Origin of the sequence: Sphingomonas sp. JUb134 (genome assembly GCF_004341505.2) — a bacterium.
Taxonomy (GTDB): domain Bacteria; phylum Pseudomonadota; class Alphaproteobacteria; order Sphingomonadales; family Sphingomonadaceae; genus Sphingomonas.
This window is the reverse complement of the sequence record NZ_SLYP02000001.1, coordinates 2,299,677-2,320,746: the sequence shown is the minus strand read 5'-3', so window position 1 is coordinate 2,320,746 and position 21,070 is coordinate 2,299,677. Positions and strand designations below refer to the sequence as shown.

The 21,070-nt window shown below is 66.5% G+C and carries 18 protein-coding genes; 7 read left to right on the top strand and 11 right to left on the bottom strand.

The window, feature by feature from the left end; all coding sequences use genetic code 11:
* Nucleotides 1-13: 13 nt before the first annotated feature.
* From zwf to EDF69_RS10660, 4 genes are all read right to left on the bottom strand, one after another.
* A complete protein-coding gene (gene zwf, locus EDF69_RS10675; RefSeq protein WP_204991363.1) occupies nt 14-1,471 on the bottom strand; it encodes a glucose-6-phosphate dehydrogenase in 1,458 nt (485 codons plus the stop codon).
* 83 nt (nt 1,472-1,554) lie between these two features.
* Nucleotides 1,555-2,481, bottom strand: coding sequence for an N-acetyl-gamma-glutamyl-phosphate reductase (gene argC, locus EDF69_RS10670; RefSeq protein ID WP_132883813.1), 927 nt, complete (start codon nt 2,479-2,481; stop codon nt 1,555-1,557).
* Nucleotides 2,478-3,221 (bottom strand): hypothetical protein, encoded by a 744-nt coding sequence (locus EDF69_RS10665; RefSeq protein ID WP_204991362.1) that lies wholly within the window; start codon nt 3,219-3,221, stop codon nt 2,478-2,480. Before EDF69_RS10665 ends, argC begins: the two co-directional genes overlap by 4 nt.
* 91 nt (nt 3,222-3,312) lie before the next feature.
* A complete protein-coding gene (locus EDF69_RS10660; RefSeq protein ID WP_125959725.1) occupies nt 3,313-3,639 on the bottom strand; it encodes a MarR family transcriptional regulator in 327 nt (108 codons plus the stop codon).
* 221 nt (nt 3,640-3,860) lie between these two features.
* On the opposite strand from EDF69_RS10660, the gene secG reads away from it, so the two are divergent.
* Together secG and EDF69_RS10650 are read left to right on the top strand one after the other, a co-directional pair.
* Complete coding sequence (gene secG / locus EDF69_RS10655; protein WP_132883815.1) at nt 3,861-4,229, top strand: preprotein translocase subunit SecG; 369 nt, start codon at nt 3,861-3,863, stop codon at nt 4,227-4,229.
* Nucleotides 4,230-4,323: 94 nt separating this feature from the next.
* Nucleotides 4,324-5,955 (top strand): CTP synthase, encoded by a 1,632-nt coding sequence (locus EDF69_RS10650; RefSeq protein ID WP_132883816.1) that lies wholly within the window; start codon nt 4,324-4,326, stop codon nt 5,953-5,955.
* Between the two features lie 114 nt (nt 5,956-6,069).
* On the opposite strand, the gene EDF69_RS10645 is transcribed toward EDF69_RS10650, so the two are convergent.
* Nucleotides 6,070-6,555, bottom strand: coding sequence for an Hsp20 family protein (locus tag EDF69_RS10645; RefSeq protein WP_132883817.1), 486 nt, complete (start codon nt 6,553-6,555; stop codon nt 6,070-6,072).
* Nucleotides 6,556-7,006: 451 nt separating this feature from the next.
* Between EDF69_RS10645 and EDF69_RS10640 the strand changes: the two genes are divergently transcribed.
* Genes EDF69_RS10640 through EDF69_RS10630 form a run of 3 tightly spaced genes read left to right on the top strand, consistent with a single transcriptional unit; the run spans nt 7,007 to nt 9,423 of the window.
* The gene (locus tag EDF69_RS10640) at nt 7,007-8,257 is read left to right on the top strand and encodes a lipoprotein-releasing ABC transporter permease subunit (RefSeq protein ID WP_125959588.1); all 1,251 of its coding nucleotides are present in this window, start codon (nt 7,007-7,009) and stop codon (nt 8,255-8,257) included.
* On the top strand, nt 8,250-8,924 hold the full coding sequence (locus tag EDF69_RS10635; RefSeq protein WP_125959589.1) for an ABC transporter ATP-binding protein: 675 nt from the start codon (nt 8,250-8,252) through the stop codon (nt 8,922-8,924). The genes EDF69_RS10640 and EDF69_RS10635 overlap by 8 nt, the downstream gene beginning before the upstream one ends.
* Before the next feature lie 13 nt (nt 8,925-8,937).
* Nucleotides 8,938-9,423: a glutathione peroxidase gene (locus EDF69_RS10630; RefSeq protein WP_132883818.1), complete on the top strand. Its 486-nt coding sequence runs from the start codon at nt 8,938-8,940 to the stop codon at nt 9,421-9,423.
* Between the two features lie 4 nt (nt 9,424-9,427).
* On the opposite strand, the gene EDF69_RS10625 is transcribed toward EDF69_RS10630, so the two are convergent.
* Nucleotides 9,428-10,012, bottom strand: a complete 585-nt coding sequence (locus EDF69_RS10625) for an HdeD family acid-resistance protein (RefSeq protein WP_132883819.1) — start codon at nt 10,010-10,012, stop codon at nt 9,428-9,430.
* Between the two features lie 102 nt (nt 10,013-10,114).
* Here EDF69_RS10625 and dnaE point away from each other — a divergent pair, with 102 nt between their 5' ends.
* Entirely contained in the window at nt 10,115-13,630 is a 3,516-nt protein-coding gene (gene dnaE / locus EDF69_RS10620) for a DNA polymerase III subunit alpha (RefSeq protein WP_132883820.1), read from the top strand.
* 3 nt (nt 13,631-13,633) lie between these two features.
* Here the strand turns inward: dnaE and EDF69_RS10615 are convergent, their stop codons facing one another.
* The 5 genes from EDF69_RS10615 to EDF69_RS10595 are packed head-to-tail and all read right to left on the bottom strand — an operon-like array spanning nt 13,634 to nt 19,266.
* A complete protein-coding gene (locus EDF69_RS10615; RefSeq protein WP_132883821.1) occupies nt 13,634-15,070 on the bottom strand; it encodes a M48 family metalloprotease in 1,437 nt (478 codons plus the stop codon).
* Nucleotides 15,071-15,125: 55 nt separating this feature from the next.
* Entirely contained in the window at nt 15,126-16,193 is a 1,068-nt protein-coding gene (locus tag EDF69_RS10610) for a PA0069 family radical SAM protein (RefSeq protein WP_132883822.1), read from the bottom strand.
* A 46-nt stretch (nt 16,194-16,239) separates the two neighbouring features.
* Nucleotides 16,240-16,728, bottom strand: coding sequence for a molybdenum cofactor biosynthesis protein B (gene moaB, locus EDF69_RS10605; protein ID WP_425336674.1), 489 nt, complete (start codon nt 16,726-16,728; stop codon nt 16,240-16,242).
* 28 nt (nt 16,729-16,756) lie between these two features.
* Nucleotides 16,757-18,502, bottom strand: a complete 1,746-nt coding sequence (locus EDF69_RS10600; RefSeq protein WP_132883881.1) for a lytic transglycosylase domain-containing protein — start codon at nt 18,500-18,502, stop codon at nt 16,757-16,759.
* A gap of 29 nt (nt 18,503-18,531) precedes the next feature.
* Complete coding sequence (locus EDF69_RS10595) at nt 18,532-19,266, bottom strand: uracil-DNA glycosylase (RefSeq protein WP_132883824.1); 735 nt, start codon at nt 19,264-19,266, stop codon at nt 18,532-18,534.
* A 117-nt stretch (nt 19,267-19,383) separates the two neighbouring features.
* Between EDF69_RS10595 and EDF69_RS10590 the strand changes: the two genes are divergently transcribed.
* On the top strand, nt 19,384-21,045 hold the full coding sequence (locus EDF69_RS10590) for an electron transfer flavoprotein-ubiquinone oxidoreductase (protein ID WP_132883825.1): 1,662 nt from the start codon (nt 19,384-19,386) through the stop codon (nt 21,043-21,045).
* The last annotated feature ends 25 nt before the right edge of the window (nt 21,046-21,070 follow it).

The following is a 21,070-nucleotide window of genomic DNA, read 5'->3' as shown; positions in this document are numbered from 1 at the left end:
GGGCGGGGAAGGTTCACTCGTTCCACGTCACCCCGTCGCGCTCGGTCAGCGCGACGCTGGCAGTGGGGCCCCAGCTGCCGGAGGCATAGGGCTTGGGCTTCATGTCGTTCGCTTTCCAGCCCGCGCGGATCGCATCGATCCAGGCCCATTGCGCTTCGACCTCGTCTCGGCGCACGAACAGCGTCGGATCGCCCTCGATCAGATCGAGCAGCAGGCGCTCATAAGCGATGCGGCGACGGGTACTAGCGAAGGCGGTGGTCAGCGAGAGATCCAGCGGCACCTCCCGCAGGCGGATGCCTTCGCGGTCGAGCCCCGGCTCCTTCGCCATGACCAGCAGGCGGATATACTCCTCCGGCTGCAGGCGGATCACCAGCGTGTTGGGCTGGAGCATGCCGCCGCGCTCGGCAAAGATCGAGTGAGGCACCGGCTTGAACTGGATGGAGATTTCCGACTGGCGGGCTGCCAGCCGCTTCCCCGTACGCATGTAGAAGGGCACGCCCTGCCAGCGCCAGCTGTCCACATGCGCCTTCACCGCGACAAAGGTCTCGGTGTTGGAGGGCTTTTCGAGCTCGTCCACATAGCCGCGGACGATTTCCCCGTTCACGGCGCCGTCGCGATACTGGCCGATGACGGTTTCCGACTGGACCTCGGCCGGGCCGATCGGCCGGAGCGAACGCAACACCTTCACCTTCTCGTCGCGAATGGCGGTGCCGTCGAAGCGGGCCGGCGGCTCCATCGCGATCAGCGCGAGCAGCTGCAGCATGTGGTTCTGGACCATGTCGCGCAGCGCGCCGACATCGTCATAATATCCGGCGCGACCCTCGAGGCCGACGGTTTCCGAAACCGTGATCTGGACGTGGTCGATGCCGCGGGCGTTCCAGATCGGCTCGAACATGGCGTTGCCGAAGCGCAGCGCCAGAATGTTCTGGACCGTTTCCTTGCCCAGATAGTGATCGATCCGGAAGGTGCGATCCTCGGGGAAAGCCTCGGCGACAATGTCGTTGATCTCGCGGCTCGATTTCAGGTCGTTGCCGAGCGGCTTCTCAAGCCCGATGCGCACATTGGAGCCGGCGAGGCCTGCCGATTCGAGCCCCTTGATCGTGGGTGCGAACAGCCACGGGGCGGTGGACAGGAAGATCGCGAGGCCGCCGGAGATGTTACCCAGCTTCTCGGCGAGGCCGGCGAAGCCCTCGACCTGGGATGCGTCCATGGCGTGATAGTGCAGGCGGTCGAGAAAGCCGGCGACGGCCGCCTCGTCCTGCCGGTCCGCCGGGAGATGCTCGTCCAGTGCCGTCTTGGCGAACGCGCGGTAGCCGGCGTCGTCATGGTCGTGACGTGCGGTGCCCGTGATGGTGAGCCCCTCCGGGAGCAGGCCGTCGGCATGGAGGCCGTACAGCGAAGGCAGCAACATGCGCTGCGCCAGGTCGCCCGTGGCCCCGAACAGCAGCAGCTTGCCGACCGGCTGTCTCATATACACTCCCTTATTCTAGCTCCGGGCCTGCGATAGCCGGCCCGCCGCGGCGCGCAACCCGCAGGATCGCCAAACGGCTGCGCTTAGAGGACCAGTCCAGCGGCGGGATCGAACCCGGCCATGATGTTGAGGTTCTGCACCGCGGCACCTGCCGCCCCCTTGCCGAGGTTGTCCAGCGTGGCGACGAGCCGCAACTGGCCGGTCACGGCATTGCCGAAGACGCGTACGGTCAGCCGGTCCGATCCGGCATTTTCCTCGATCGATACGGTCGGCGCCTCCGCCGACCCGACACGCACGACAGGAGAGCCACGATAGGCGTCCTGGAGCGCCCCCTCGATCGCTGGGAGCGTGGGGCGGGGCGTCATCGCGTGAAGCGGCAGCGGAACCTCCACCACCATCCCGCGATAAGTGTTCGCAACGGCGGGGGTGAAGATCGGTGGATGCGCGAGTCGTGCGTGGCGCTGCATCTCGGCGACGTGCTTGTGGCCGAGCGCCATTGCATAGGCGCGGAACGCCGGCGGGTTCGGCTGCTGGTATTCCTCGATCATCGATCGACCGCCGCCGGAAAAGCCGGAGACGGCATTCACGCTGACGGGCCAGTCGTGCGGGATGAGCCCTGCGCGAACGAGCGGGCGCACCAGCGCGAGGAAACCGGTGGGATAGCAGCCCGGGTTCGCCACCCGTGCGGCTTCGGCGATCAGGGCCGGTTGGGCAGGTTCCAGTTCCGCCATTCCATAGACCCAGCCTTCAGCCGTTCGATGCGCGGTCGAGGCGTCGATCACCCGCGTGCGATCGTTTTCGATCAGCGACACGGCCTCGCGAGCAGCGTCGTCGGGGAGGCAGAGGATGACGAAATCGGCGTCGTTCAGCGCTTCCCGCCGTGCGACCGGATCCTTGCGCCGACTGTCGTCGAGCGTGACCAGCGCGATTTCAGGCCGACCAGCCAGTCGTTCGCGGATCTCGAGACCCGTGGTTCCGGCGGCACCGTCGATGAATATGGTCGCGGTCAAGGCTGCCGCCTCCGGACAATGGGGCCATGGGTGGCGATCAACGCCGCGATGGGTGCCCGTGCGACGCCCATCGCGTCGACATGAACCGCGTTCTGCGCATCCACCACGACTGCCGCATCGTCCTGGAAGAAGAGGATCTGGCCCCGCACGAAAGGCGCGGTCTCGGCCAGGTTCATCCCCATCTCCGTCGACTGGAGATCCAGGAAGCGGGGCGCTTCGATGCCGGCAAGCCGAAGCGAGAGAAAGACCAGCCCCGCGGCGTCGAGGCCGGCGCCGGAGCGGCCACCAGGACGCGCTGGGGCGCCCACCAGGCGCTCGGCTGCCGCCGCGATGTCCAAGGAAAGAGCGTCGAGCGACAGCAGCGCGTCGGCGTCGACATAACCGCCGTCCACTTCGAATGCCGATTCGCCGGAACGGAGCGCAGCCACGCAACTTCCCATCTCCAGTTCGCCGACGCTGTTGCTGTCGAGCGACCGCAGCGCCCGAACCTTGGCGCTTCGCACGGCGACAATGTGGGTCGGTGCCCAGAATGCCGTAAAGGCGTTTGCGTCGACAAAGCCAACGCTCCCGTCGACCGGCGATACGCCCCAGATATGGTTGCCGGAGAATTCCAGCGCGTCGAAGGGTTCGCCCGCAAGCACTTCCGAACGCACGCTTTCCAAGACGCCGGCCTGCGCAAGAACCGGTGTGCTGCGGCCCGCGGTGCGCGGCACCGACAGGGCGTAATGCGGCGCGAACACGCGCGTTGCGAGGCGGATGTCGGCTAGGTCGCGCCGCGCGGCATCAACGCGCGCGTCCAGGATCGAAGAGCGTCCCGCGAGCGAAAACCGGCTACGCGGTTGCCCTTCGGGCAACGAGCTCGCTGACTCGATCGTCCGCGAGGAAATGCCCGAACTCTGCAAGAAAATCTGCCCCTTCGCTGGTTTGTGCGACGAAGATGTTGCGTTTGTCCGCCTCGTCGCGCTGACGGCGCAGATAGCCGAGGGTGCCCAGCCTGTTCAAGGCGCGCGTGACGACCGGCTTCGACACGTTCAATGCCCGCGCCAAGCCGCGCACCGTATGCGGGCCCGGCTCGAGATAGACAAGCAGCATCAGCGCCATCTGGCGATTGGTCAGGTCGGGTTCACCGGACCGGACGTAATCGACCAGTCCGCGCATCCACCTCCCGAGCGAGTTCTCGGAGAACGGTTTCACGTTTTCTCCCATGACGTTATGCTTCGTCCGCGCTGGAGCTGACCGGGAGATGAACGCCCTTGAGAGTGGCAAGTTTCCCGCCGCTTGCGAAATGTTACGGGTGCGTCGATCCGTTCCGGTTGATCCACCGCCTGCGCTCGCCTATGTCGCCGCCATCCCAGAAAAATTCGGATCGCTGTCCCGACATGTTCACCTTCCTGCTCGTCGTTCATGCCATCATCGCTGCGCTCCTCGTGACGGTGATCCTGATGCAGCGTTCGGAAGGGGGCGGCCTCACCACGGGCGGTAGCCCGTCGGGCCTGATGTCGGCACGCGGCGCGGCCGATTTTCTCACGCGCTCCACCGCGATCCTGGCGGGGCTGTTCATCGCGATGAGCATCCTGCTCGCGGTGCTGGCGGCCACGCGACACGATGCGATCGACACGTCGCTTGCTCGCCCAACGGCTCCTGCGGTCGCTCCGGCGGCACCGACCGCTCCGGCGGATGCAGGCGCGCCCGCGAACCTCGCGGCTCCGGCTCCGGCCGAGAACGGCGCGGTACCGATCGCCCGCTAACCTTCTTCTTTCAAACCATCCGTCGCTTTTGTTGAGCGCGCGAGCCATCGCGCGCTTGCGCAGCACGGCTGCTACACGTTAGGCGTTTCCTCCCATGGCGCGGTATATTTTCATCACCGGCGGCGTGGTATCGTCGCTCGGCAAAGGACTCATGGCAGCTAGCCTCGCGGCGCTGCTTCAGGCGCGGGGCTACAAGGTCCGCATCCGCAAGTTCGATCCGTATCTGAACGTCGATCCCGGCACGATGTCGCCCTATCAGCACGGCGAGGTCTATGTGACCGACGACGGCGCTGAGACCGACCTCGACCTTGGCCACTATGAACGCTTCACGGGCGTGGCGGCGCATCAGTCGGACAACGTCACCTCGGGCCGTATTTATCAGCAGATCATCACGCGCGAGCGGCGCGGCGACTATCTGGGTGCAACCGTCCAGGTGATCCCGCACGTCACCGATGCGATCAAGGCGTTCGCCCAGGCGGATACCGACGATCTCGACTTCGTGCTGTGCGAGATCGGCGGCACCGTCGGCGACATCGAATCGCTGCCGTTCATCGAGGCGATCCGCCAATTGAAGAACGAACTGGGCCGCGGCCAGGCGATCAGCGTTCATGTGACGCTGGTGCCCTATATCTCGGCCGCCGGCGAGCTGAAGACCAAGCCGACGCAGCATTCGGTGCGCGAGCTGGCGGCGCTGGGCGTGCAGCCGGACGTGCTGGTCTGCCGTTGCGAGCAGCCGTTGCCGGAGGGCGAGCGCGCCAAGATCGCGCTGTTCTGCAACGTCCGCAAGGAAGCCGTCATCCCGGCACTCGATGCGTCCAGCATCTACGCGGTGCCTCTCCAGTATCACGGCGAAGGGCTCGACTCCGAGGTCCTGCGCGCCTTCGGCATCGAGCCGGGCGAACCGCCCAGGCTCGACCGCTGGTCGAACATCGTCGAGCGACTTTCGAACCCCGAGGGCGAAGTGACGGTCGGCGTGGTGGGCAAGTACGTCGGCCTTCCCGACGCGTACAAGTCGCTGCACGAGGCGCTGGTGCATGGCGGCATCGCCAACCGGGTGAAGGTCAACGTCCGCTGGCTCGACGCCGAGCTGTTCGAGCGCGACGAGGAGACCATCGCCAGCCAGCTCGAGCCGATGCACGCCATCCTGGTGCCCGGCGGCTTCGGCGAGCGCGGGTCCGAGGGCAAGATCGCCTCCGTCCGCTTCGCACGCGAACGCGCGGTGCCGTTCTTCGGGATCTGTCTCGGCATGCAGATGGCGTGCGTCGAGGCAGCCCGGGAGCAGGGTATCGCCAAGGCATCGACCACCGAGTTCGGAGCGACCGAGGAGCCGGTGGTGGGTCTGATCACCGAGTGGATGTCGGAAAAAGGCCTGGAGAAGCGCGAGGCCGGCGGCGATCTCGGCGGCACGATGCGCCTCGGCGCCTATCCGGCGAAGCTTGCGGGCAACAGCGTCGTCGCGTCGATCTACGGCAGCACCGAGATCAGCGAGCGGCACCGTCACCGCTATGAGGTGAACACGCATTATCGCGATGTGCTGGAGCGCGGCGGCCTGGTGGTGTCGGGTACCTCGCCCGATGAGACGCTTCCTGAGATCGTCGAGCGGCCGGATCACCCCTGGTTCGTGGGCGTCCAGTTCCACCCGGAGCTCAAGTCGAAGCCGTTCGATCCGCACCCGCTGTTCGCGAGCTTCATCGAGGCCGCGGTCCGGCAGTCGCGGCTCGTCTGAGCGGGGAAGGCTGGCATCGCGCCAGCCCCGACATGCAAAGGGCGCCCGGGCCATCGCCCGAGCGCCCCTGCTTCGGCGCGCAAGGGAGCGACGCGCCTTAGTCGGTAAATTGGATCAGGCGGCCTGTGCCTCCTGATGGTCACCGGCCGGACGATGCTCCACGGCCGGAGCCGCACCGGTCGAGACCGCAATCTTGCGCGGCTTCATTGCTTCCGGAACCTCGCGAACCAACTCGATCACGAGCAGGCCGTCAGCGAGGTTGGCGCTTTCCACCCGCACGAAGTCGGCGAGCTCGAAGCGACGCTCGAAGCTGCGGTTGGCGATGCCAAGGTGCAGGAATGCACTACGCTGTGCATCCGTCTCGGCGGCCTTCTTGCCGGTCACCAGCAGCATGTTCTGCTGTGCGGTGATGTCGATCTCGTCGGACTTGAAGCCGGCGACCGCAAGTGTGATGCGATAGCGGTCTTCGGCGAGGCGCTCGAGATTGAACGGCGGGTAATTCTCCGACGAGGCCTGCCGGGCCGAAGCCTCCAGCATGTCGAAAAGGCGATCGAAGCCGATCGTCGAACGACGGTAGGGGGTGAAATCGAACTGGCGCATGCAAATCCTCCAATGAGCAAGTTGCTTGTCTGGGATGCCGGCATCTGCCCGGCTCCCGAGCGACCCCGAAGGCATCGCTCATCAAGGGATTTGGTGAAGCGGCATGGTCTTTCAAGGGATCGCCAAGAGGCAAAATGACAAACGCTCGGACCGTTTCCGATCCGAGCGCCTGCGTGACGATCGCTCGTCAGCCCCCTTGTCAGCTTCCTGCCCGCGCGCTGCTTCCCCTTAAGGACAGCGGGGCTTGAAAGCCTCCCCGAACCACGGCCTGTTTGCCTGCGTTTCGTGGGGACTTGCTACGTCGCGCGCCGGACCTTGTCACCAGCCTCCGCCGCTCTCCTAAGAGAATCGCTTAACCGTGTGTTCATTCGGCAACAGGGCAGATTGCCTCTCTCCGCCACGCCACTTACAGGCGTGCTCATCTGTTTCTCTTGCGAGACCTGCCCAGCCGATGCTCCTGTCCAGCTACGAGCGCATGATCGCCCGACGCTACCTCCTGCCCGGAAGGGGAGAGGCGTTCATCGCCCTCGTCGCCGGGATCAGCCTGATCGCCGTGATGCTGGGCGTCGCCGCTCTGGTGATCGTGATGAGCGTCATGAACGGCTTCCGTGCGGAGCTGTTCGACAAGATCGTGGGATTGAACGGCCACGCGGTGGTGCAAGGCTACAACGGCGTGCTGCGGGACTGGCGGCAGGTTCTGGACGACGCGCGCAAGACGCCCGGCGTGACTTCGGCAACCCCGCTGATCGAGCAGCCGTTGTTCGCGACGCTGGAAGGCAGGTCCGATTTCGTGCTGGTGCGCGGCATGGAGGTGCCGGACATCCTGGGCAATCCCACGATCCGTGACAATGTGAAGGCCGGCTCGCTCACTTCGCTCGTGCCCAACAGCGGAACCGTTGCGATCGGGTCGCGCCTGGCGGAGTCCCTGGGCGCGTCGGTGGGGAGCGACATCTCGATCATCAACCCGCAAGGCCCGGCGACGCCCTTCGGCACCGCGCTCCGGATGGTGAGCTATCGGGTCGGAGCGATCGTGGAGGTCGGCGTCTACGACTATGACAAGGCGTTCGTCATCATGCCAATGGAGGATGCGCAGACCCTGCTGATGCTCGGCGACGGCGTGAACATGGTCGAGATCAACACCAACGATGCCGATCGCGTCGAGCGCATCCTGGCGCCCCTGGCCGACAAGGTGGGTGCGCGCGGACGACTGGTCGACTGGCGTCAGCTTAACTCGCAGCTGTTCGAGGCGCTCGCGGTCGACCGCATCGTCACCTTCACCGTTCTGTCGATCATCATCCTGGTGGCCGTGTTCAACATCCTGTCCTCGCTGATCATGCTGGTGCGCGCCAAGACGCGGGACATCGCGATCCTGCGGACGATGGGGGCAAGCAGGGCGAGCCTGCTGCGGATCTTCATGACGGTCGGCACGACCGTCGGGGCGCTCGGCGTCGGGGCAGGGCTCGTGCTGGGCTTCGTGTTCCTCCACTTCCGCCAGAGCGTGGTCGGGTTCATCGGGCTCGTGACGGGCCAGAACATCTGGGACCCGACCGTCCGCTTCCTGACCACGCTGCCGTCGAAGGTCGACCCGGTGGAAATCACCGCCATCTCCGTCGTCGCGCTGCTGTTGGCCTTCCTCGCCACGCTGTATCCGGCCCTGAAGGCCGCCAACACCGATCCCGTGCAGGTGCTCCGTTATGACTGATCCCGTCCTGCAGACCCAGGAGCTGCGCCGCAGCTTCACCCAGGGCGAACAGACGATCCACGTGCTGCGTGGCGTCGACCTGCTGGTCCAGCCCGGCGAGATCGTCGCCCTCCTCGGCCCGTCGGGTTCCGGCAAGTCGACCCTGCTCCAGGCGGTAGGGCTGCTCGAAGGCGGGTTCGAAGGATCGATCCGGATTGCCGGCGTCGAGGCGGCGCGCCTGGACAGCGCCGGACGCACGGCGATGCGGCGGGAGCGGCTGGGCTTCATCTACCAGTTCCACCACCTGCTGCCGGACTTCAACGCGGTGGAGAACGTCGTGCTGCCGCAGTTGATCGCGGGAAGTGATCGGCCGAACGCCGAGGCACGCGCCCAGGCGCTGCTGACGGCATTGGGGCTTGGCCATCGACTTGGGCATCGCCCCAGCCAGTTGTCCGGCGGCGAACAGCAGCGGGTGGCGGTGGCGCGTGCCTTGGCCACGCAGCCGGCGCTGGTGCTCGCTGACGAGCCTACCGGCAACCTGGACGAGGCGACGGCCGATGTGGTCCTGGCCGAGTTCCTGCGCCTGGTGCGCCATGAGGGGTCCGCGGCGCTGATCGCCACCCACAACGAGCGCCTCGCCCAGCGTATGGATCGTGTCGTGCGCCTGCACGAAGGCAAGTTGGACTGAGCAGGAGCCGCCGATGACGACGATCACCGATCTTCCCGTCACGCGTTCGGACGGCAGTGTCGGCACGCTTGTTGACCATGCAGGCGAGGTCCTGCTGATCGTCAACGTTGCGTCGAAGTGCGGTTTCACGCCGCAGTACGAGGGGCTCGAGGCGCTCCAGCGGCGGTATGCCCACCAGGGCTTTTCGGTGCTGGGGTTCCCCTGCAACCAGTTTGGCGCCCAGGAGCCCGGGGACGCTGCCGAAATCGCGAGCTTCTGCTCGCTGACCTATGATGTCACCTTCCCCTTGTACGCGAAGATTGACGTCAACGGGGAGAATGCAGCACCGCTTTTCCGCACTCTTGCGGCCGAGGCTCCCGGCTTGCTTGGCAGCAAGTCGATCAAGTGGAACTTCACCAAGTTCCTGGTGGATCGCTCCGGCAAGGTGGTGGCGCGCTATGCTCCCACCACTAAGCCAGAGGCGATCGCCGCCGATATCGAGCGCCTGCTCGGCGCCTGATCGTTCAGCGGGGTACGTCGAAGGCGGGTGCTCCCGCCCGGTGGCTGATCGCGCTCGCGATCGCCGTGATGCCGCCGAGCAGGAAGCTGAAGCCGAGGATGTAGCCGGGCAGCGTCAGTGCCGAGAACGGCACGGTCGCCAGGATCAGGATGGCCAGCACCAGATTGACCGCGCCGAGGACCAGCATCAGCCCACGGAGCCGGCGCAGCTTCAGGCCCCAGCGGATTTCCATCAGCCCGCGCACCGCAAGCCAGATCGCGACTAGCAGGGTCAGGGAGATCGCGCCGGCCACGGGCCGGAACATCAGCATCAGGCCCACGATGACCGAAAGGATGCCGTAGGCGATCGAATAGCCGCGGACGTCATGTCCTCTCCCCGCGAAGCCTGCAATGATCGCGAGGACGCCGGAGATCAGGAAGAAGCTTCCGACCACGATCGTGACCGCGACGGTGGCGGAGAAGGGCCAGGCGAAGGCGAGCAGCCCTAGAATGGCAGAGGCGATCCCATAGAGGAGGATCCAGCCCCACCCGGCGCCTGTCCCGGGAAAGGCGGTAAACGGATCCTGGGGGGAAGTTCGAAAATCGGCCATCGCGCAACTCCCGTTCGGTTCGGACCAGAACGGCGGGTCGTAGCGGACGTTCCACCGGTCGGCGCGCTGGAAGAATCACGCGATCTGGGCTAGGCGTCGGGCATGCCGCATTCCGGGTTCGTACCACTTCGCACCTTTTCCTCCTTCACCATGCTCGAAGGCGCGATCGATCCCAAGGTGATCGCGAAGAAGGCTGCCAAGCTCGGGTTTCCCGCGATTGCCCTGAGCGATCGTAACGGCCTCTACGCGGCGATGGCGTTCTCGGACGCCTGCAAGGCCGAGGGCGTGCAGCCGATCATCGGCACCCTTCTCAGCGTTGCGCGCCCGGTGCCGGAGGGGGTGGAGCCGCCGCTCGACTGGCTGGCACTCTATGCGCAGGACATGCGCGGCTACGAAAACCTCTGCGCGCTGGTGTCGAAGGCGCATCTCGATCGCCCGGTCGAGATCCCGGCGCATGTGCCACTCTCGGCGCTTGAAGGGTGCACTGATGGCCTGCTGGCGTTGACCGCGGGCGGCGAGGGGGCGCTCGCCCGTCTCTTCTCGGAGGGGCAGGAGGCAGCGGCCTTTGCCTATGCGGACAAGCTCGAGGCGCTGTTCCCCGGCCGGCTCTATGTGGAGCTGTGCCGGCGGAACGAGGAGATCGAGCAACGCGCAGAGGCGGCGCTGCTCGATCTGGCGTATGACCGCAACTTGCCGCTGGTCGCCACCAACCCCTGTTGCTTCGCCGATCCCGATTTCCACGAGGCGCACGACGCGATGCTCTGCATCGCGAGTTCCAGCTATGTCGCGAGCGAGGACCGCCAGCGGAGTTCTCCCGATCTCTGGATGAAGCCGGCGGACACGATGCGGGCCCTGTTCGAGGACCTGCCGGAGGCGATCGCGAACACGCTGGTGGTGGCGCAGCGCTGCGCCGTGGCTGCCCCGAAGCGCAAGCCGATCCTCCCCAGCCTTGCCGGTGATCGCGAAGGCGAAGCGACGCGGCTGCGCGAAGACGCCTTCGCCGGGCTCGTGGCGCGGCTTCGCAAGATCGTGGAACTGGAAGACGGGGAAGGGACGGAGCTCGACGAACCCGCCTTGCGTGCGCGCTTCCCGGAGTATTTCGAACGTCTGGAGTTCGAGGTCGGCATCATCATCCAGATGGGCTTCCCCGGCTACTTCCTGATCGTTGCCGACTTCATCAAATGGGCCAAGGACCACGACATTCCCGTAGGCCCGGGCCGTGGTTCGGGCGCAGGCTCCGCCGTCGCCTGGGCGCTCACCATCACCGACCTCGATCCCATCAAGCTCGGCTTGCTGTTCGAACGCTTCCTCAACCCGGAACGCGTGTCGATGCCCGACTTCGACATCGACTTCTGCGAAACCCGGCGTGGCGAGGTGATCCGCTACGTCCAGGGCAAGTACGGCCGCGATCAGGTGGCGCAGATCATCACCTTCGGTAAGCTGAAGGCGCGCGCGGTGTTGAAGGACACGGGCCGCGTGCTGCAGATGAGCTATGGCCAGGTCGATCGACTCGCCAAGCTGGTCCCGAACCATCCGACCGATCCGTGGACGCTCGAACGCGCGATCAACGGCGTCAGCGAGCTTGCGCACCAATATGAGCGGGAGGACGATGTCCGCCGCCTGCTCGACCTCGCGATGCGGCTTGAGGGCCTGCCACGCCACAGCTCCACCCACGCCGCCGGCGTGGTGATCGGGGACCGGCCGCTGGCCGAGTTGGTGCCGCTGTACCGCGACCCCCGCTCCGACATGCCGGTCACGCAGTTCGACATGAAATATGTCGAGGGGGCGGGGCTGGTGAAGTTCGACTTCCTCGGCCTGAAGACGCTGTCGGTTCTGAAGAAGGGCGTGCAGCTGCTCGCCAAGCGCGGGGTCACCGTCGACCTGGACAGCCTGCCCTGGGATGACGAGGGCGTCTATGCACTCCTCCAGCGCGGTGAAACGGTCGGCGTGTTCCAGCTGGAATCGGAAGGCATGCGCCGCACGCTGACTGCCGTGCGGCCGACCAACTTCGGCGACATCATCGCGCTCGTGTCGCTCTATCGGCCGGGTCCGATGGACAACATCCCCAGCTTCGGCGCGCGCAAGGCGGGTCGCGAGGAAATCGTCTATCCGCACGACCTGCTCGAGCCGATCCTGAAGGAGACCTACGGGATCTTCGTCTATCAGGAACAGGTGATGCAGGCCGCTCAGATCCTGGCCGGCTACAGCCTGGGCGGCGCCGACATGCTGCGCCGCGCGATGGGCAAGAAGGTGCAGGCGGAGATGGACGCGCAGCGCTCGATCTTCGTCGAGGGCTGCGCCAAGGTGAACAACATCCCCGAGGCGAAGGCCAACGAGCTGTTCGACTTGATCGACAAGTTCGCCGGCTATGGCTTCAACAAATCGCACGCGGCGGCCTATGCGCTGCTCGCCTACCAGACTGCTTGGCTGAAGGCGCATTACCCGCACGAGTTCTTCGCCGCGTCGATGTGCTTCGACATGGCGCAGACCGACAAGCTCGCCATCTTTGTCGACGACATGAAGCGGCTTGGCATCGTCTGCCTGGGGCCCGACCTCAATGCGAGCGAGGCGGAGTTCGACGTGCAGCCGCACGGCGACGGGCTGGCGGTTCGCTATGCCCTCGCAGCGCTCAAAGGCGTGGGCGAGCGGGCGATGGAGCTTCTGGTCGAGGAGCGCCGCGCAAACGGTTCTTTCAAGACGCTGGACGACTTCGCCCATCGCGCCGACCCGCGGCTGCTCAACAAGCGGCAGCTGGAAACGCTCGCTTCCGCCGGTGCCTTCGACAGCATCGTGCCCGATCGTGCCGCGGTGGCAGGCGCTGCCGAGATCGTCCTGGGGGTCGCGGCGCGGACGCAGGAGAACAAGCTGAGCGGCCAAGGCGGCCTCTTCGGCATCGGCGGCGGCGCGGCCGAGCCGGCGATCCGACTGCCGGATGCGCACTGGTCGATGACGCAGGCGATCTCGGCAGAGCGCGAGGCGTTCGGCTTCTACTTCTCTGCCCATCCGCTCGACCGCTATGCGCATCTCGCGAAGGTCCATGGCGCGCGCAGCATCGCGGCGCTCGCCGACACGCCGGTGCCGGAGGGCGGTCGTTCGGGGGCTACGGTCGCCGCATTGGTCGAGGATGCGCGCTGGCGTACGTCCGCGCGCGGCAAACGGTACATGATGGCGACCCTGTCGGACGCGAGCGGCCAGTGCATCGCCACCTGCTTCGAGGATGCCGCCGCCGATGCGCTGGAGGAAGCCAGCAAGCTCGGCGGGTGCGGGCTCATGACGCTCGAACTCGATCGTCGTCCCGGAGACGAAAGCGCGCGCGTGACCGTGAAGGCAGTGAAGCCGTTCGAGGCGCTGGCAAACAGCGTTCGACTGACCCTCGAACTCAAGGTCGAGGACGCCACGGCGCTCCCGGCGCTGGCGACCCTGTTGGCCGGGCATCGGGGTGCGCGCGGCGAGGTTTGGGCCGAAGTCGCCGCAGCCGGCGAGACCACGGCGCATCTGCTGCTGGGGCGCGACTATCTGCTCGACGGGGAGCTCACCAGCCATGTCGAGCGCCTGCCGGGGATCACCTCCGCCAATCTGCGCGCGGCGGATTCGAAGCGACTGGCGGCCGTCGCCTGAAGCTCAGCCGGCGACCACCAGCTTGACCAGCCGGCCGGGCGTGAGCGTGGGCGTGTCCTCAAGACCGTTGAGGGTCACGAACCGCTCCCGCTGGTAGCTCGGATAGGCCATCTTGCGCGCGAGGCTGTCGATGGTGTCGCCGGCTTTCACCGTCACGATGCGGATCCGCTTCCCCTTGATCGCGGCGGCTGCCTGCGGCGACAGTTGCGCAACGCTGGACACCATGCTCGCAAAGGACCCCAGGCGATTGCCCGAGGGCGTCACCACGAGGAAGTAGTAGGTCGCCGACGGAAAGCGATACGCAACGACCGTCGCATCCACCGCACGGCCGTTGCTAGTGGCGGAGACGGTGCCCTGCACCGTCTGAAGCCCGTTCACCTCACTGGTCCGCAGTTCGACACCGGACGTATTCCGAGCGCCAAGTTCCCCCAGGCGCGCTCGCACGAAGCCGGGCAGGTCGCTGGTGGCGGCCGCGGCCCGGAACTGCGCTTGTCCACCGGTTCCCGCCACTGTCACCGCATCGGTGCCGTTGTCGATCTTGTAGCCTGCCGGGGCGGTAAACTGCAGCCGCAGCTGCGGATGGCGGAAGGTCTGGCCGTCGATGATCCCCTGTGCCGGATTGTCGTCATAGGGAAGTCCATCGAGCATTCGCAGGAACGCGGTGTCCTGAACGTTCGAAGCGGGTGCGGCGCGCATCTGCTGCGCAAGCTGGCGGGCTCGGGCGACACGATCTTCGCCGTTCGGATGGGTGCTCGCCCAGGTCGGCACCGCATCGGCCTGCCGCCCCTCGATCCGCGCGGCGAGCGTCTGGTCATCGTTCAGCTGGCGAAGCATCGCGGACATACCATAAGGGTCATAGCCTGCGGCGGTGGCGTAGCGGACCCCCAAGCCGTCCGCCTCATATTCCTGCGAGCGGCTGAACCCCAGGGTGTAGAGCTGCGTCCCAGTGCTGGCGATGCGCCCGAGAACGTCGCTTCCGGTGAGCCAGCCTACTCCCGCGGACAGAAGCCCGCCCAGGGTCGCCCGCGTGTTGCGCTTGTTCGAATGGCGTGCGGCGACATGCCCGACCTCGTGGCCGAGCACCGCAGCGAGTTCCGCCTCGCTGTTCATCAACGCCAGCAACTGGCGCGTGACATAGACATAGCCACCGGGGATCGCGAACGCGTTCTCGACCGGCGAGTCGAGCAGGGTCACCGTGAAGTCGCCCTGCGCGTTCGAGAGCCCGGACTGAACGGCCACCCGCTTGCCGACCCGTTCGACGAACGCCGCCTGAGGCCCTGTATAGGCGCCGCCGAACTCCGACAGCAGCTGGGGATGGGCCTGCGCACCCTGAGCCTTGTCGGACCGGGAGATGGTGCGGGCTGTCTGTGCCGAGGCAGGAAGCGTCGGCGTCACGATCAAGGCGGTAGCGACCGCCGCGGCAATGTAGGTACGGGTCATGGCGTCTCCGGGGTGGAGAGCGCGCGGAGCCCCCGGCGGTTCCCTCATCGCCCGCTTACTCGAACAGATCGCCCTGCGGTCCCCTTGGCCGGCGGAACCGGTCGCAGTTCAGCGGCGCACGCCCGCGTTCCAGTCCGTAGCGGCGGATCGCGATGCGGAACCGGGTCCGCATCAACTCGGCCCAGGGACCCGAGCCCTGCATGCGCGTGAAGAAGCTCGGATCGTTGACCCGCCCCTCGCGCAAGGAGCGGATGATCGCCATCACCTTTTCGGCACGGTCTGGGAAATGCGTGTCGAGCCATGCGCGGAACAGCGGGGCGACCTCCCAGGGCAGGCGCACGGGGAGGAAGAAGGCGCCGCATGCGCCCGCGGCCGCCGCCTGTTCCAGGATACGCTCCAGCTCTCCATCGGTGATCGCGGGGATCACCGGGGCTACGGAGACGGAGCAGGGAATTCCGGCTGCGGTGAGGGCGGCCACGGCGGCGAGCCGCTTGCGCGGGTGCGGCGCGCGGGGCTCCAGGGTGCGGGCGATCACAGGATCGAGCGACGTGATCGACATCGCGACGGAGACGAGGCCCTTCGTCGCCATCGGCGCCAGGAGATCCAGGTCTCGCACCACGCGGTCGGACTTGGTGGTGATGGTCAGCGGATGGTCGCACTCGGACAGCACCTCGATGCATGCCCGAGCGATCCGCCACTCGGCTTCGATCGGCTGATAGGGATCGGTGTTGGTGCCGAAGGCGATCGGCCGGACCTGGTATCCGGGCTTCGAAAGCTCGGCCCGGAGCAGCGCAGGCGCATCCGGCTTGGCAAACAGCCGTGTTTCGAAGTCGATGCCCGGGGACAGATCATGAAAGGCATGGCTCGGCCGCGCAAAGCAGTAGATGCAGCCGTGTTCGCAGCCATTGTAGGGGTTCACCGAGCGATCGAAGCCGATGTCGGGCGACCGGTTGTAGCTGATGATCGTGCGGGGCGTGAGCAGGCCCACGCTGGTACGCACCGGCGGTGGCGCACCGTCGATCGCCTCGCGGGCATCCAGCCAGTCGCCATCCACCTCCCGCTCCGGCAGGTTGAAGCGGGTGCTGGTGCTGTTGATCGTTGCGCCACGGGCAGTGCGAGCCATGACGCAGAAAGAACATAGCCAGAACGCGGAATCAACCCCGCGACAATCAGCGTTCGCGCAGGCGGGGCATCAACTCGACGAAATTGCAGGGCGTGTGGCGGCTATCCAGTTGCGAGGCGAGAATGCCTTCCCAACCGTCGCGAACGGCTCCGGTGGAGCCGGGAAGGGCGAACACATAGGTGCCCCGCGAGACGCAGGCGCAGGCGCGCGACTGGACGGTCGACGTGCCGATCTTCGCATAGCTCAGCCAGCGGAAGAGCTCGCCGAAACCGGGGATCATCTTGTCCGCGACGCGCTCGACGGCTTCGGGCGTGACGTCGCGCCCGGTCACGCCTGTGCCGCCGGTCGTCAGGATGCAATCGATTGCGGGGTCGTCGATCCATCCGTGCAACCGTCCTACGATCGCGGCAACATCGTCGGGAAGCAACGCGCGATCGGCGAGCACATGACCCGCCTCGCTCAACAGCGCAACAAGGGTATCGCCCGACCGATCCTCCGCAAGCGTCCGTGTGTCGGAAACCGTGAGGACAGCGATGCGGACCGGAACGAACGCCCGCGCTGGATCAATTGGCATGGGCGACTGACGAGCGGCCGTTGCTGCTGAGACGCACCGCACCGCCGCCCTTGGCTCCGGGGAACTTCGGCCACATGCCCTGCGCGAGCGCCGAGCGGCTGGCGGAGGTTTTCCCCTCCTGCTTTTCGTACATCCAGTAGTTGCGCAGCACCGACATGACGTAGCCGCGCGTCTCCCAATAGGGGATCGACTCGATGTAGAGGAGCGGATCTCCGCCGTCGTGCGCCTGCAGGTCCCAGGCCTGCACCGGACTCGGCCCGGCGTTATAGGCGGCGATCACCTTGGGCAGCAGCCCGCCGGTCGCCTGCATGTCGCGCAGCTTTTCCAGATAGCTTTGACCCACTTCGATGTTGGTCGAAGGACGGGCGAGGGCGGAGCGATCGATCGTCACGCCCTTGGCACGGCCGAAGTCGCTCGCGGCTGCCGGCATGATCTGCATCAGGCCAAAGGCGCCCGCGGGGCTCACCACCTGCGGGTTGAACTTCGACTCCTGCAAGGCGTGGGCATAGACCAGTGCCTTGTCCACACGCCAACCGCCGTCCGGCGTCCAGTCTGGTGCCGGGTAACGGGCCTCCAGGACGGGCTTCGCCCCGACAGGTGCATTGTGCGACAGCCAAAGCTGGGTTGCCGGCAGGTTCATGCTGCCCGCGACGCGCGTGAGCGCAGCATAGTCGCTGGCATCGCCGATCCTGGCCTGGTGCCGCAGAACCTGGTCGGCCAGTGACGCTTCGCCGATCTCGGACAGGGCGGCCGCGACGCGGACGTTCGGGCGCCGTTCCAGTGCCTGCCAGTCCGCCGTCACGCGCTCGGGGGCCGACTTGCGGTCGACCATGCCCAGCGCCTGGCGGGCGAGCAGACCGTAATAGGTTTCGCCATATTGCGCGGCGCTTTGCAGGCGCGGCTGCACCAGGTCCGGACGACCGCACGCGATGTCCGCCCGGGTCGCCCAATAGAGGCCGGCGGAGCGCAGCTCGGTATCGGTGGCACGACGGGCGACGTCGCCGAACGCCACTTGCGCCGCGGCGCAGTCCTTTTGCCGCCATGCGGCGAGGCCCTGCGTCCAGTCCGCCTGCGCGGCCCAGTCGCCTTGCCCTCTCTGTGCGAGCCGCGCGACCCGGCGGGCGTTGCCGTCGTCCCCGGCCACGAAATAGATCCAGGCGACGCGTTGCTGCCATTCCGTCAGCGCCTCAGGCGTGAGCTCGCTCGCGCGCTGATTGAGCAACGCCTCGGCCGCAGGGCCATCGTCGAGCTTGACGAACGGCTTCATGGCGATGGCGAGTTCGGCGGCCACCTGGTCGCTGCGGACCGCGCGCGTCCGGACGCGCGTCGGCGCACCATCGAACCAGGTCATGCGCTGTTGGCTGGGCAGCGCGGGAAGGGAGGCCGCGCCGCGAAGCTGTGCAAGACGGGCGAGCTGCGGCGCCTCCGGGAGTTCGGGCGCTTCCGCCAGAAGCGCAAGCAAAGGCTCAAGCGCGACCTTGGGAGAATTGGGCGCGGTATAGAGCTCGGCACGGGCAACGGCGTGCAGCGGGCCCGGCTTGAGCGCATCGAGCTGAAGCTGTGCATCGGCCCAGCGCGCATCCCGGATCGCTGCGAATACCGAGCGATAGGCTGTGCGCTCTTCGCTGCTCAATTGGCGAGGGACGCCCTCGAGAGCGCCGTGTTTCGCGCTGCCCCGCGCAAGGACGCGACCCTCGTCGAGATCGCTGGCGTTCGCGGCCAGAGGAGCGGCCATCAACAGGGCGCTTACCGCAAGAGCGATTTTCACGCGTCGTTTTCCTCGATCAACAGCTGCAAGTCGCGCCAGGCCTCCGCCTTGCACATCGGTCGCTCCAGCAGCACCCGCGGGTGGTAGGTGGCGACCGCCTTGCACGCCAAATTGTCATCGCTGAGCATGTCCGAACAGTCGCCGTGCGCTCCAGCCTTCGGGCCGAGCACGGCGCGACTTGCGATCTGGCCGAGCAGCAACAGCCGCCTGGGGCGGACGATCCCCACCAGGTGCCGGGCCATCGCCTCAAGTTCGGTGGCGCTCGCACGCGGCACCCGCCCCGCAAGTGGGCGGGCGACGCAGACGGAGGCGATCAGCGTCTGTTCGCGGGCCAAACCGATCGCCGCCAGCATCCGGTCGAGCAGGCGGCCTTCGGGTCCAGCAAGCAGGTGCCCGGCTGCGGCGTCCGCCTCTTCGGGAACGTCGGTCAGCACCATCAGCGCCGCAGTGGCTGGGTCCCCGCTCGGCGCAACGCGCGCCAGCGCCCATTTTGCGTCGGGTGCCTGATCCCCCATCCGGTAGGCGAGGAATTCCTCATAGGTGACCGGATAGCCTGGGTTCGGCGCTGCCGCCGGTGCTGCCGGCGGAAGTGGAGCAGGTGCCGGCAGAGCGTCAGGAACCAACCAATCGCGCGGCCGTTCTTCGACCAGCGTGTCGACACCCGCCTCAAGCCACCAATCCAGTGTGCTTGCCGCGATATTTCGCCAATCGAGATGCTGATCCGCCCCCATCACCCTATATAGGCCACCGGGTTGACGCCGCGGTCAATCTGAATGAATTCCGCTGCCGACAAGACGTTGCAGGTACGCGACGACACGGTGCCGCAGCGAGCGTGGGAGTAGGAGTGCATGAACGAGCGGGAATCAATGCCCTATGACGTCGTGATCGTCGGCGCGGGCCCCGCAGGTCTGTCGGCTGCGATCCGGCTGAAGCAGCTGGCGAACGAGGCCGGTCGCGAGATCGCGGTCTGCGTGCTGGAGAAGGGGTCCGAAGTCGGCGCCCACATCCTCTCGGGAGCGGTGATCGATCCGCGCGCGCTGGACGAGCTTTTGCCGGAATGGCGCGATCAGGGCTGCCCGCTCGCAGCGGTGCCGGTGACGGAGAACCATCACTGGATCCTGAACGCCACGGGCAAGACGGAAATGCCGCACTTCGCGCTGCCGCCGTTCATGTCGAACGAGGGGACTTATACCTGCTCGCTCGGCAGCCTGTGCCGCTGGCTGGCGGAACAGGCCGAGGGTCTCGGCGTCGAGATCTTCCCCGGCTTCGCCGCGGCCGAGGTGCTGTTCCACGACGATGGATCGGTCAAGGGCGTCGCGACCGGCGACATGGGCATTGCGCGCGACGGTACCCGCAAGCCGGACTGGCAGCCCGGATTGGAGCTCCACGCCAAATATACCTTCCTGGCAGAGGGCGTCCGTGGGCACCTTAGCAAGGAGCTGATCCGCATCTTCGACCTCGCGAAGGATGCGCAGCCGCAGGTCTATGGCATCGGCATCAAGGAGCTTTGGGACATTGCGCCCGAAAAGCATGTGCCCGGACGGGTGATCCACACGCAAGGCTGGCCACTGTCAGAAACCCGCGGCACCAACGGCGGCGGCTTTCTGTATCACCAGGCGAACGGGCAGGTGGCGCTTGGCCTCGTCACCTGGCTCAACTATTCCAATCCCCATCTTTCGCCGTTCCACGAGATGCAGCGGTGGAAGACGCATCCGGAGATCGCCAAGATCCTGGAGGGCGGCAAGCGCGTGTCCTATGGCGCGCGTGCGATCAACGACGGCGGCTGGCAATCCGTACCCAAGCTGGTCTTCCCCGGCGGCGCCCTGATCGGCTGCTCCGCAGGCTTCGTGAACGTGCCCCGGATCAAGGGCACGCACACGGCGATGAAAACCGCGATGCTCGCGGCCGAGGCCGCGTTCGACGCCATCGTGGCCGAACGCGCCGGCGACACGCTCGACGCATATCCCCGCGCCTATGAGGCGAGCTGGGTCTATGAGGAACTGCGCAAGGTCCGCAACGTGGTGCCGCTGGTCAAGAAGTTCGGCGACTTCGTCGGCTCGGGGCTCTCCGGCATCACCATGTGGGCCGAGCACTGGGGCATCCGCATGCCGTTCACGATGCGCCACCATCCGGATCACGAGAGCCTTTGGCGCAAGGACCAGGTCCAGCCGATCGCCTATCCGAAGCCGGACGGGAAGCTGACGTTCGACCGTCTTTCCTCGGTGTTCCTGTCGAACACCAACCATGAGGAGGATCAGCCGGTCCACCTCACGCTGCGCGATCCCGACATTCCGATCGATTACGACCTGCCGATGTTCGACGAGCCGGCGCAGCGTTATTGTCCCGCGGGGGTCTACGAGGTGGTGGAGACGGAGGGCGCCAAGCCGCGCTTCGTGATCAACGCCCAGAACTGCGTCCACTGCAAAACCTGCGACATCAAGGATCCCACCCAGAACATCAACTGGGTGGTGCCCGAGGGCGGGGGAGGACCGAACTATCCTAACATGTAAGCGCCTGCTGCTGAGCGCCGTCGCT